Origin of the sequence: Kribbella sp. NPDC058245, from assembly GCF_042882005.1 — a bacterium.
Taxonomy (GTDB): Bacteria; Actinomycetota; Actinomycetes; order Propionibacteriales; family Kribbellaceae; genus Kribbella.
In genome coordinates, this window is the sequence record NZ_JBHVWY010000002.1 from 301,505 (window position 1) to 313,250 (window position 11,746).

The window sequence follows — 11,746 nt, forward strand, 5'->3', positions numbered from 1 at the left end:
AACACCCAGCCCTGCTGCCAGCCGGCCACCCGGATCGGCGTCAGCTTGCGCCCGCTCCCGTCGTACGCGACCCAGCCCTTGCTGTAGTTCTGCGCGACGCTCAGCACCGACTGCTTCCCCGAGGCCGGGACTTCGAGCGTCAGTGCGGCCGGGTTCGACCGCCAGACGTTCACACCCTGCACCGGCGTGACGGACACGTCGCCGAAGCCAGCCTTGGTCAGCACGGCCTCGGTCGGGACCAGGCCGCCGTTCGTCAGCACATCCACCTGGTGCCGACCAGCCTCCAGTACGACGGGCGCCGGATCACAGGTGGTGAACGCGACCGGTCGCCGCTGCAGGAGGTCGCGCATCGTCGCGGTCACGCGAGTCATGGTCGCCTTGCCGTCCACCTGCACGACCGGACCGGACCCGCAGGCCTCGCCGACGCGATCGTCGAGCCGCAGCGCCTGCCGTAGCTCGTCCGCACCCACCACACGGATCTCCGAGACTGCAACCGGCTTGGTGAAACCGATCTCAACGATCCGAGCCGTCGACTCCTGGAAGCGCACGTAGCCGTCCGCATCCAGCTTGTGAGCCGTGGCCGGGCCGCCGTCGAAGCTGAGCGTGACGTCGGTGGGCGCAGCAAGCCCCGACTCGGTCCGGAACTGGAACCCGCTCAGCTTCCTTGCCGACGGCAAGGTCAGCGTGAGCGTCGGCTTCCGGTCCGCAGCGTCGGCGACCCAACTGGTCGTGATGTCCTGATCGACGACCGCACCGGGCCGACCTTCCGGCGCAGCGACCGCACGGGAGGAGGCCTTGACCCCGATCGGTCCCGCCAGCAGGCGTTCAAGCGCAGGTCCGTCCTGCGGCAGCGCAGTGCCCTTCAGCTCGTACGACGCGGTCTGCGGCAGGTCCACCGTTCGCAACAGCCCACCCGGCTCGTCAGCGTCCCGCGCCGAGCTCGGCTGACACACCGACCGGCTGTCCAGGTGCAGGCAGGCAGACCGCCCGATCTGCGGGTTCCTGAGTACCAGTGCACTCGGCTGACGCCCAGCAGCCGGTACGTCGACCCGCTCGGCGCGACTCCCCGCGGGCTGATCCACCCCGACCTCTCGCCGCTGCAACCCGTCGGTCTGGATCAACGGCAGTTCGCCCTGCGCACTGCTCAGGTCCGGAGCGGTGATCGCCTCCCGGTCACCACCGAGTGCCGACAAGACGGCCGGTACGTCGCTTGTGCTGCCCTGCACCTCGATGAGCCGCGACTCGGGGATCAGCCGGGCCACGTTCGCCGTACCGACGTCGTAGATCTCCACAGTCGGGTAGGCGTCAACCGTCGTACCGAAATGTGCGACGCGCTTCAGGCCGGCCTCGCCCAGCGTCTCGTGCACAGCAGCGGCCGGAACGGCCAGGTCGTTGCGGATGACGACGTACCGGACGCCGGCGTGGACCAGAGCCTGCTGGAGTGTCCGGTCCCCTACACCAGAGGCGAGACGACGCTCGACCTCGTCATCCAGCCACTGCGGCTTGGCCGCTGGTACGACGAGCACGTTGCCGGCGGTGTTCTGCTTGCGGATCCACCCCCGCCACTGCGCGCTGTCTGGGTCGGTCGTCTCGCCGCGTGGTTGGGCGAGGGCGGCGGTGCGGTCTGCCGGGGTGCCGTACTGCACGACCAGGATCAGGGGGACGAGCCACCAGACGGAGACGGCGAGCACGCACCCGAGCCAGCCCACGGCCACCTTGAGCGTCCAGCGGTCCTGACGGCGAGTGAGCAGCCAGACGGCAGGGAGGACAAGAGTCAGACCTGCGGCGACCGGGTCGGCGCCACCGATCAGAGCTACCGCCATGGCCGACCAGCCGACCCGCCACCAGCCGGAGCGAGCACGCGGCGTCACCAGCGGCAGCAGCACCCACGGAGCCATGGCCAGCGGCCACACCTCTACCGAGGTGATCGACATGGCGCTGAGGAGCAGCGGGCTCAGCGCGTAGAGCAGTGCGACGGCGAACCGCGTCCACGGGACGCCGTACCGCCAGGCGTTGGCCAGCTTCCACACGCCGAGGAACGCGACGCACAGCACCACGCACCACCACACCCGCTGGCCAATCCAGTCCGGCATCGACAGTGCGTGCATCAGCCACTGGAACGGACCGACCGGCCACAGGTAGCCGAAGGCTTGGCTCTGCAGCCGGCCGAGCCCGCTGTCGGGGTCCCACAGGTGCAGCGCGCCGCTCAGCAACGCACTCGGATCATCGATACGGGAGCCGGGCGCGACCGGTCCCGGGGCGCGGTGAAAACAGAGTGCCGACAGCAACAGACAGCCCAGCACGAGCCTCGCTCGCCAGACCACCTGCTCGGACGTTCCTGCCTTCAGCACAGGCGGACCTTAACGGATCAGGAGCACGCAATCGCTGGGCGTGGCCATAGTGATATCGAACTCCCAGCGGCTTACGGTGGCAGCGATGAATTCCGTCACAGAGCCGAGGCACAGCTTCCTCCGGAGTGCCGCCGTGGTCGCGGTCGGCATGGCGATCATGAACGTCGCCGCCTACGGCTTCACGCTGATCGGGACGCACCGCCTGGTCCCGGAGCAGTTCGGCGCGATCACTGCGCTGTTGGGGCTGCTGCTGATCGGCAACGTCGCCTCGCTCGGGCTGCAGGCCACCGGTGCGCGCCGTCTGGCCACCCAGAGCGACGACGGCTCACTGGCACACGCCATGCTGCAGGCCGGCCGCCGTACCGCGACTGGGCTCACTGTGGTCTGTCTGCTCGCCGCACCGCTGATCATGTGGCTGCTGCACATCGACTCGATCATCGCCGTCCTGCTGCTGGCCCCGACGCTCGCCGGGCTGACGCTGATGGGCTCACAGCTCGGAGTGCTCCAGGGCAGCCAGCGCTGGACCGAGCTGGCCGCGGTGTACACGTCGGTCGGGCTCGGACGGCTCGTGTTCGGTGGCGGTGCGCTGTTCATCCACCCATCGCTGGACTCGGCCATGATCGGGCTCGCGCTCGGCGCCGTCGTACCGCCGGTTCTGGGCACTGTCTTCCTGCGCGGAGCGAGCGGCGGCACGCCTGCGGCCGTCAAGAGCCTCCTCCTGGAGACTGCGCACGGCACCCACACGCTGCTCGCGTTCTTCGTGATTGCGAACGCGGACGTGCTGCTGGCCCGCGGCCTGCTTGACGGGACGCACAGTGGTTACTACGCCGCCGGTGTGATCGTGGCGAAGGCTTGTCTGTTCCTCCCGCAGTTCGTCATCGTGATCGTGTTCCCGTCACTGGCCAACTCCCCCGGCGACACCGCCAAGCTCCGCCGCGCAATCCTCGCGGTCGCTGGCCTCGGCGTCTGTACGGTCCTGGGCACCCTCGTTCTGCCTGACCTGGTCGTGAAGGTCATCGGTGGGCCGGAGAAGTACGGATCGCTCGGTCCGTACACCTGGATGTTCGCGATCGCGGGCTCGGCGTACGCCGTACTGCAGATGGTTGTGTACGCCGCCATCGCGCAGCAGGAGAAGCGCGCGGCGCTGGTGATCTGGGCCGGGCTGATCGTGCTCGCGGCCACTGCCGTCATCGTGCTCGGCGACGGCATGGCCGGAGTCAAGACGCTGGTCGCCCTGACCAGCGGTTGCGCTCTCCTGCTGTCAGCGGTGCTCACCAGAGGCTTGACTTCGCGAACTTCCGCGCCAGCGTATTCGCCAGCACCAGCAGAACCAGACCAATGACCGAGCGGAACAGTCCGATCGCCGCGGCGTAGCTGAACTGCGGCACCTGCGACGCGAAGCCGAGCTTGTAGACGTAGGTGTCGAGCACCTCCGAGGTCTGCAGGTTCAGCGTGTTCTGCAGCAGCAGGACCTTCTCGAAGCCGGCGGTCATGATCGTGCCGATGTTGAGGATCATCAGGATCACCGCGACCGGCCGGATCGCCGGGAGGTCGATGTGCCAGACGCGACGCAGCCGGGAGGCACCGTCGACGATCGCGGCCTCATGCAGCTCCGGCGAGACGCTGGTCAGTGCGGCCAGGTAGATGATCGCCGAGAAGCCCATCGTCTGCCACGAGCTCGACCAGACATAGAGGTGCCGGAAGTAGTCCGGATTGTTCAGTACGTCGATCGGCCCGGCCCCGAACAGACCCAGGAACTGGTTCAGGACGCCGGTGTTCGGGTCGACGAGGACCACGATGATGCCGACCACGACCACCGTGGAGATGAAGTGCGGGGCGTAGGTGATCAGCTGCACCGACCGGCGGTACCACTTCCGCCGCGCCATGTTCAGCCCGAGCGCCAGCAGGATCGGCGGCCAGAACGTCGCGAACAGCTCGTAGATCTGCAGCACGAGCGTGTTCTTGATCAGCCGCCCGAACTGGTACGACTCGACGAACCGCTCGAAGTGCTTCAGCCCGACCCACCGGCTGCCCAGGATCCCGTCGACCACGTTGTAGTCCTTGAACGCGATGATCGCGCCGTACATCGGCCAGTAGGCGAAGATCGCCAGCCAGATCAGCGGGACCGCGAGCATCGCGTAGAGCTGCCAGTTCCGCCGCATCCGGGTGCCCAGACCGACCGCCTGCTTGGCTTTGCGGACTCCGGGGCGCGCGGGCGTACGTCGTACCAAGGTGTCGGTAGCCATCGTCAGCCTTTCAGCGAGCCGACCATGGCCCCCTTGACGAAGTGCTTCTGCACAAAGGGGTAGACCAGCAGGGGTGGGATGGTGGCGATCACGATCAGCGAGTACTTGAGCTGCTCCTGGAGCTCCTTCATCCGGATCAGCTCGGCGGTGTCGCGGACCTGGGACGGGTCGAACTGGTTCTGCAGCAGGATCTGGCGCAGCACCAGCTGCAGCGGGAACAGCTGCTCGTTGGTCAGGTAGATCAGCGCGCTGAACCACGAGTTCCACTGCGCGACCGCGTAGAAGAGCAGGTTGACCGCGATGATCGGCTTGCTCAGCGGCAGCACGATCCGCCAGAAGAAGCCGAAGTCCGTGCAGCCGTCGACCTTCGCGGCCTCGACCAGCTCCTCGGGAATCGTGTTCTGGAAGAAGGTCCGGGTGATGATCATGTTCCAGACCGCGAGGGCGGCGGGCAGGATGATCGCCCAGCGCGTGTTCAGCAGGCCGAGCCGGTCGACCACCAGGTACGACGGGATCAGGCCACCGCTGAACATCATCGTGAACACGAACAGGCCCATGATGAGGCCCTTGCCCGGCAGGCCCTTGCGCGACAACGGGTACGCCGCGAACAGAGTCAGGACGGTCGCGAGCAGCGACCCGCCGACGGCGTACAGGATCGAGTTCGAGAAGCCGCTGACGATCGAGTCGTAGTCGAAGACGGCCTTGAACGACTCGATGCTCACCCCGACCGGCCAGAGCCAGACCTTACCGGAGACGACGTTCTTCGGATCGCTCAGCGAGGCGCTGAGCACGTAGACCAAGGGATACAGCACGGCCAGCGTGAACAGGCCGAGGGCGGTGTAGTTGCAGATCATCACGATCCGGTCGGACCGGGTCTCCTGGACCGGCGCGGGTGCACTCGCAGTATCGATTGCCATGCTCATCACCCCTGATAGGTCTCGTAGGCGGCCTGCTGGATCTCCAGGTACGGCTTCAGCCCGATCTGACCGATCCGGCTCTTGTAGTCGTCCCACTGCCCGTCGTCGGCGGGATCGAGCCGGCCGGTGACGAACTTGGCCATCGAGCCGGTCACCTCGGACTTGAGGTTCAGCCCGATCTCGGCGTCCAGTGCGGCCTGGTCGGCCTCGAGCGTGACCGGCGGGAACTGCTGCTCCATCGGCTGCCGATGCGGGAACAGGTGATCCCGGGTCTGCTCGTACAGCGGCGACTCGAACGTCGGCTTCTTCGGGTCCACCCGCTCGGCCAGCCGGAAATCACCGGACCGGTACATCACGCCGTACTGGTCCCAGGTCTTGCCCTTCGTCGCGTCGGTGTTCCACGAGTCCATGCCGTAGATCGACTGCTTGCCGTTGATGCCCTTGTCGCCCTTGGCCGACCAGCGGAAGTCCGGACCGGCGTACGAACGCAGGACGACCTCGAGATCGAGCTGGTAATCGGCCCACCGGACCAGAAGGTCAGGCCGCTTGCACTTGCGGGTCACGACCAGGGTCGACACCTCGAGACCGACCTTGAGGTAGTCCCACGGCGCGACCTGTACGCCGTTCGGTCCCTTCAGCGGATCCATGGTCTCGTACTCGCGCCACCGGGCCTTGGGGTCGACGAGGTCCAGCGTCATCAACGTGCCCCAGTAATAGACGCGCGCGCCGCCGAGAAGCGCGGTACCGGGGTTGTCGCCGTACCGCTTGATCTGGTCCTCGTTCGCGGTGAAGATGTCCTTCGCCAGCAGGCCGTCGGCGTACAGGCCGTGCAGATACTTGAGGCCTTCGCGCCACTCGTCCTTGATGTAGTTCGCCTCGACCTTGCCGTCGTTGACGGCGAGCCACGGATCGCCGGCGTTGTAGAGGAACGAGTTCATGAAGAACGTGTCCAGCGGTGCGTCCTTGTAGCCGCCGAACGGGATCGTCTTGCCGCCGCCGGCGAGGTCGGCCTTCTTGAAGGCGGTCAGCACCTCACGGAATTCATCGGTGGTCTCCGGCATCGCCAGCCCGACCTTGCGCAGCCACTCGGTGTTGAGCAACGCGCGGCCGTTGGAGGCGCGGCAGTGATAGCAGTCGTTGAAGTCGGGGAAGCTGTAGACGCCTTTGTCCGGTGAGACCAGCAGCTTCGGCGTCTCGGGGTAGTCCTTCATCGCGAGCTGGAGGTTGGGGGCGTACCGCTCCAGGTACGGATTCAGGTCGACGAACAGGTTCTGTGCGCCGTACAGGTAGAGCTGCGAGCGGGTGAAGGTGATCCCGAGGAACGCGTCCGGGATGTCGCCGGCCGCCATCATCGCGTTGACCTTCGTCATCGTCTCCGGGTCGTTGCCCTTGCCGGCCACCTGCCGCCACTGGATCCGGATCCCGGTCTGCTGCTCCATCCAGCGGGTGAACTCGTTCTTGTTCCAGTCGCCGACGGTGAGACTCTGCGGGACCACCACGGTGAACGTCGCCGGCTCGGTCACGATCGTCTGCTGCCGCCGCGCCTTCGGCCCGACGTACTCCGGTGGGTAGTTGATTCCGGACTTCACCGGGCCGAGCTCCGCGACCGGCTGGGTCAGGCTCTCCGGCGCCGCGCCGACATCCGCCGTACCGGAGCCGCAACCGCTCAGCAGTCCACTCCCGCCGGTCGCTGCGACTCCGAGTGCTCCGGCCACGAACGTCCGGCGCTTCACGTCCTTGCGCATCTCGCCTCCCGCTACGGTGTGTGAGATATCCGATAGGATCTACGATCGGAATGCCCCGCAGGATGGCAGAGATCGGATCTGTCCGAAAGGGGTGAGTGAGCACCCGTTGCTACTTTCCTCAGGAAAGAAAGTTGCTCCGGGGTTCGCTAGGGTCGTCGCATGACGACCCCGAAGTTCATCCTCGAGCTGCGCGAGAAGATCGGTCACGACCTGCTCTGGCTCACCGGCCTGACCGCCGTCGTCCTCGATGACCACGACCAGGTCCTCCTGGTCCAGCGCACCGACAGCGGCCAATGGTCGCTCCCCGCCGGCATCCTCGAGCCCGGCGAACAACCCGCCGTCGCCCTGGTCCGCGAGATCCACGAAGAGACCGCCGTCCACGCCGAGGTCGAACGCCTCCTCAACGTCGAGTCGTTCCCGCCGCACACCTACCCCAACGGCGACCAGGTCCAGTTCCTCGACCTCTGCTTCCGCTGCCGCCCCATCTCCGGCGACGCCCGCGTCAACGACGACGAGTGCCTCGACGTCCGCTGGTGGCCCCTCGACAACCTCCCACCACTGCGGGAAGAAGAGCTGAGGTTCCTCCAGCGAGCCCTCTCCCCCGACGAGCTGCCGTCCTACTTCTCCTGAACAGCAACGAGCGCCGACCGCGGGTAGCAGCCGGCGCTCGTCGTGCAACAGGTGTTAGTGGGCGGCTTCGTGCCAGGTGCGGCCTACGCCGACGGAGACGTCGAGAGGGACGTCCATGTCGACGGCGGCGCCCATGTCGCGGCGGACGAGCTCTTCCAGCTGGTCGCGTTCGCCGGGGGCGACTTCGAAGACCAGCTCGTCGTGGACCTGGAGGAGCATCCGGGACTGCAGGCCCGAGGACTTCAGCGACGAGTCGACCTTGAGCATGGCCATCTTGATCACGTCGGCGGCCGAGCCCTGGATGGGGGCGTTGAGCGCCATCCGCTCGGCCATCTCGCGGCGCTGGCGGTTGTCGCTGGTGAGGTCGGGCAGGTAGCGGCGGCGGCCGAGGATGGTCTCGGTGTAGCCGCTCTTGCCGGCCTCGAGGACGATGCTGCGCAGGTAGTCGCGGACACCGCCGAAGCCCTCGAAGTACTCGTCCATCAGGCCCTTGGCCTCGTCGACGCCGATCTTCAGCTGCTGGCTCAGCCCGTAGGCCGACAGGCCGTAGGCGAGGCCGTAGTTCATCGCCTTGATCTTGGCGCGCTGCTCCTGGGTGACCTCGCCCGGCTCGACCTGGAAGACCCGCGACGCGGTCACCGAGTGAAAGTCCATGCCGGAGTTGAAGGCCGCGATCAGGCCCTCGTCCTTCGACACGTGCGCCATGATCCGCATCTCGATCTGGCTGTAGTCGGCCGACATCAGCGACTCGTAGCCCTCGCCGACGACGAACGCCTGCCGGATCCGGCGGCCCTCCTCGGTGCGGATCGGGATGTTCTGCAGGTTCGGGTCGGTGGAGCTGAGCCGGCCCGTCGCGGCGATCGTCTGGTTGAACGTCGTGTGGATGCGCGCGTCGCGCGGGCTGATCGTCTTGAGCAGGCCCTCGACGGTCTGCCGCAGCCGGGTCGCGTCGCGGTGCGCGAGCAGGTACGCCAGGAACGGGTGCTCGGTCTTCTCGAACAGCGCCTGCAGCGAATCCGCATCCGTGGTGTAGCCGGTCTTGGTCCGCTTCGTCTTCGGCATCTGCAGTTCGTCGAACAGCACCACCTGCAGCTGCTTGGGCGAACCGAGGTTGATCTCCTTGCCGATCACCTCGTACGCCGCTGTTGCGGCCTCGCGCACACCGGTCGCGAACCGCTCTTCCAGCTCCTCGAGATACGGGCGGTCGACCGCGATGCCGTCGCGCTCCAGCCCGGCGATCACGTCGATCAGCGGCAACTCGACGTCCGCGAGGAGCGCCGTACCGGCCTGCTTCTCGAGCTCGGCGTCGAGCGTGTCCGCCAGGTCGGCGATCGCGCGCGCCCGCAGCATCGTGTGGTCCGCGGCCGGACCGCCTTCGATGTCGTCGAAGCTGAGCTGACCGTTCTCGACCTCTTCGGTCCGGAGCTCACGCTTCAGATACCGGACGGTCAGGTCGGCCAAGTCGTACGACCGCTGATCCGGACGGGCCAGATACGCACTCAGCTGGGTGTCCGAGCTCAGGCCGGCCAGCGTCCAGCCGCGCTCCAGGAAGCCGAGCAGCGGACCCTTCGCATCGTGCAGAGCCTTCGGCTGCTTCGGATCCGCGAGCCACGCCTTCCAGGCGGACTCGTCCTCCGGGGTCAGCACGGTCGGGTCGAACCACGCCGCCGCACCTTCGGTGTTGGCCAGCGCCAGCCCGGTGATCTCACCGGTTCCGCGCCCCCAACTGCCCTGCACCGCGACGCCGACGCGCTCGCCGGCGCTCACGTGCTTCTGCAGCCAGGCCGCGACCTCGCCAGGCTTCAGCTGCACACCATCCAGCTCGAAACCCTGCTCGACCGTCGCGTCGACCTCTTCGTGCTCAGCGACCAGCCGCTCGCGCAGCACCCGGAACTCCAGGCTGTCGAACAGCGTGTGCACCTGCTCGCGGTCCCACGGCACCCGCACCAGGTCGTCGACGGTGACGTCGAGCGTGAGGTCGCGGATCAGCTCGTTGATCTGCCGGTTCCGGATCACGTCGGACAGGTGCTCGCGCAGCGACTCACCGGCCTTGCCCTTGATCTCGTTGACCCGGTCGATCACATCGTTCAGCGAACCGAACTGGTTCAGCCACTTCGCGGCGGTCTTGTCACCCACGCCCGGAACACCCGGCAGGTTGTCGCTCTTCTCGCCGACCAGCGCGGCCAGGTCCGGATACAGCCGCGGCGGGACGCCGTACTTCGCCTCGACCGCGGCCGGGTCCATCCGGGCGATCTCGGAGACCCCGCGCTTGGGGTAGAGCACCGTGACGTTCTCGTTGACGAGCTGGAACGAGTCGCGGTCACCGGAGCTGATCAGCACCTCGAACCCCTGCTCGGAGGCCTGGGTCGCCAGCGTCGCGATGATGTCGTCGGCCTCCCAGCCGTCGATCTCCGTGGTCGGGATCCGGAGCGCGTCCAGGACCTCCTTGACCAGCGACACCTGTCCCTTGAACTCGTCCGGGGACTTCGTCCGGCCGGCCTTGTACTCCGTGTACTGCTCGGAGCGGAAGGTCTTGCGGGACACGTCGAACGCGACGCAGATGTGCGTCGGCTGCTCGTCGCGGAGCATGTTGATCAGCATCGAGGTGAACCCGTACACCGCGTTGGTGTGCTGCCCGGTCGAGGTGGAGAAGTTCTCCACCGGCAGCGCGTAGAACGCGCGGTAGGCCAGCGAGTGCCCGTCCAGCAGCAGGACCCGCGGCCGGCCGTTACCTGCCGCCGCAACCGGATCCTTGGTCGTCGTAGAAGTGTCGGTATCTGGAGCCACACACCGACTCTAGTGGTTCCCTGGGACAGTTTCCGACACGGCGGTTAGGCTGCTGCGGTGACAGACATTAATGCGCTCCCGCCCGGCATGGACGTCGAAGGCAGCCTGCTGCAGCTGATGGGCATCACGATCAGCGAGGCCTCGCCGGAGCGGGTCGTCGCGACCATGCCGGTCAAGGGCAACACCCAGCCGTACGGACTGCTGCACGGCGGCGCGTCCTGCGTGCTCGCCGAGAGCCTCGGCTCGGTCGGCGCCGCGCTGCACGCCGCGTCGTACGGGAAGGTCGCGGTCGGCGTCGACATCAACGCCACCCACCACCGCGCCGTCCGCGACGGGTCGGTCACCGGGGTCGCGACCCCGATCTACCTCGGCCGGACGACCGCGTCGTACGAGATCGTCATCACCGACGACCGCGACAAGCGGGTCTGTACGGCGCGGATCACGTGCCAGCTGATTCAGGCTCCGGCGGGTAGCTGACCGACTCGGCCAGGGCCGGCCGCGCGAGCTGAGCGCGGCGCTGGCCGATCACGGACCGTCGCGACGACAGCAGGGCCAGCAGGTTCGGCGCGTGCTCGGCTGCGAGCCGGCGGGCGACCGTGTGCGTGTTCGCAAAACGCAGTACGCCGGCCTGTCCGAGCCCGAGCCTGGCCAGGAACCGGTTCGCCTCCCGGGCGATCGCCGGTGCGACCACGGCCAGGTGCGGGCAGCTCTCGTGCTCGGCCCAGGCGACCGCCTCGGCGATCATCGCCTTGCCCAGCCCGTGCCGGCGGGCAGCGTCGCTGACGTGCAGGTACTCGACCGTGAGCGTGGTGTCATCGTGCAGCGGGCTGACCGCGGCCCGGCGCAGATAGGCCATCGCGTGCACCTGGCCGTCCAGCTCACCGACCACCAGCCGGCCCGACGGGTCGGCCAGATGCTTGCTGACGGCAACCTCCGCCGCGGCGACGGTGGGCACCCCCGGCAAGCGGCTGGCACCGGTCGTGGTCAGCTCACGCCACAGCGCGACCAAAGCGGCGGCATCACCCCGCTGGGCGTCCCTCACCGCAATGGCAGCTGCCACGGCGACCTCC

General features: G+C 67.5%; 8 protein-coding genes and 1 pseudogene. 3 read left to right on the forward strand and 6 right to left on the reverse strand.

Annotated elements, in window-relative coordinates; all coding sequences use genetic code 11:
- Positions 1 to 1,094: 1,094 nt before the first annotated feature.
- Positions 1,095 to 2,351, reverse strand: a pseudogene (locus ACFVWG_RS04940) (alpha-(1->3)-arabinofuranosyltransferase family protein); the annotation flags it as partial.
- 85 nt (positions 2,352 to 2,436) lie between these two features.
- Here ACFVWG_RS04940 and ACFVWG_RS04945 point away from each other — a divergent pair.
- On the forward strand, positions 2,437 to 3,693 hold the full coding sequence (locus ACFVWG_RS04945) for a lipopolysaccharide biosynthesis protein (RefSeq protein WP_391541817.1): 1,257 nt from the start codon (positions 2,437 to 2,439) through the stop codon (positions 3,691 to 3,693).
- On the opposite strand, the gene ACFVWG_RS04950 is transcribed toward ACFVWG_RS04945, so the two are convergent.
- Genes ACFVWG_RS04950 through ACFVWG_RS04960 form a run of 3 tightly spaced genes read right to left on the reverse strand, consistent with a single transcriptional unit; the run spans position 3,623 to position 7,259 of the window.
- Positions 3,623 to 4,597 carry an ABC transporter permease gene (locus ACFVWG_RS04950; RefSeq protein ID WP_391541818.1) on the reverse strand — a complete coding sequence of 325 codons (975 nt, stop codon included), beginning with the start codon at positions 4,595 to 4,597 and terminating at the stop codon, positions 3,623 to 3,625. The genes ACFVWG_RS04945 and ACFVWG_RS04950 overlap by 71 nt on opposite strands.
- 2 nt (positions 4,598 to 4,599) lie before the next feature.
- Positions 4,600 to 5,514: a carbohydrate ABC transporter permease gene (locus ACFVWG_RS04955; protein WP_391541819.1), complete on the reverse strand. Its 915-nt coding sequence runs from the start codon at positions 5,512 to 5,514 to the stop codon at positions 4,600 to 4,602.
- 5 nt (positions 5,515 to 5,519) lie between these two features.
- A complete protein-coding gene (locus tag ACFVWG_RS04960) occupies positions 5,520 to 7,259 on the reverse strand; it encodes an extracellular solute-binding protein (protein ID WP_391541820.1) in 1,740 nt (579 codons plus the stop codon).
- Between the two features lie 159 nt (positions 7,260 to 7,418).
- Between ACFVWG_RS04960 and ACFVWG_RS04965 the strand changes: the two genes are divergently transcribed.
- The gene (locus ACFVWG_RS04965) at positions 7,419 to 7,889 is read left to right on the forward strand and encodes an NUDIX domain-containing protein (protein ID WP_391541821.1); all 471 of its coding nucleotides are present in this window, start codon (positions 7,419 to 7,421) and stop codon (positions 7,887 to 7,889) included.
- 54 nt (positions 7,890 to 7,943) lie between these two features.
- Here the strand turns inward: ACFVWG_RS04965 and polA are convergent, their stop codons facing one another.
- A complete protein-coding gene (gene polA / locus ACFVWG_RS04970; protein ID WP_391541822.1) occupies positions 7,944 to 10,676 on the reverse strand; it encodes a DNA polymerase I in 2,733 nt (910 codons plus the stop codon).
- 57 nt (positions 10,677 to 10,733) lie between these two features.
- On the opposite strand from polA, the gene ACFVWG_RS04975 reads away from it, so the two are divergent.
- Complete coding sequence (locus tag ACFVWG_RS04975; protein WP_391541823.1) at positions 10,734 to 11,153, forward strand: PaaI family thioesterase; 420 nt, start codon at positions 10,734 to 10,736, stop codon at positions 11,151 to 11,153.
- Here the strand turns inward: ACFVWG_RS04975 and ACFVWG_RS04980 are convergent.
- Entirely contained in the window at positions 11,116 to 11,736 is a 621-nt protein-coding gene (locus tag ACFVWG_RS04980) for a GNAT family N-acetyltransferase (RefSeq protein WP_391541824.1), read from the reverse strand. The genes ACFVWG_RS04975 and ACFVWG_RS04980 overlap by 38 nt on opposite strands.
- Between the last annotated feature and the right edge of the window lie 10 nt (positions 11,737 to 11,746).

Bases quoted from the DNA above. Each gene is read 5' to 3' on its own strand.
- ACFVWG_RS04960 (WP_391541820.1), bottom strand. From the start codon at position 7,259: ATGCGCAAGGACGTGAAGCGCCGGACGTTCGTGGCCGGAGCACTCGGA.
- ACFVWG_RS04955 (WP_391541819.1), bottom strand. From the start codon at position 5,514: ATGGCAATCGATACTGCGAGTGCACCCGCGCCGGTCCAGGAGACCCGG.
- ACFVWG_RS04965 (WP_391541821.1), top strand. From the start codon at position 7,419: ATGACGACCCCGAAGTTCATCCTCGAGCTGCGCGAGAAGATCGGTCAC.
- ACFVWG_RS04950 (WP_391541818.1), bottom strand. From the start codon at position 4,597: ATGGCTACCGACACCTTGGTACGACGTACGCCCGCGCGCCCCGGAGTC.
- ACFVWG_RS04945 (WP_391541817.1), top strand. From the start codon at position 2,437: ATGAATTCCGTCACAGAGCCGAGGCACAGCTTCCTCCGGAGTGCCGCC.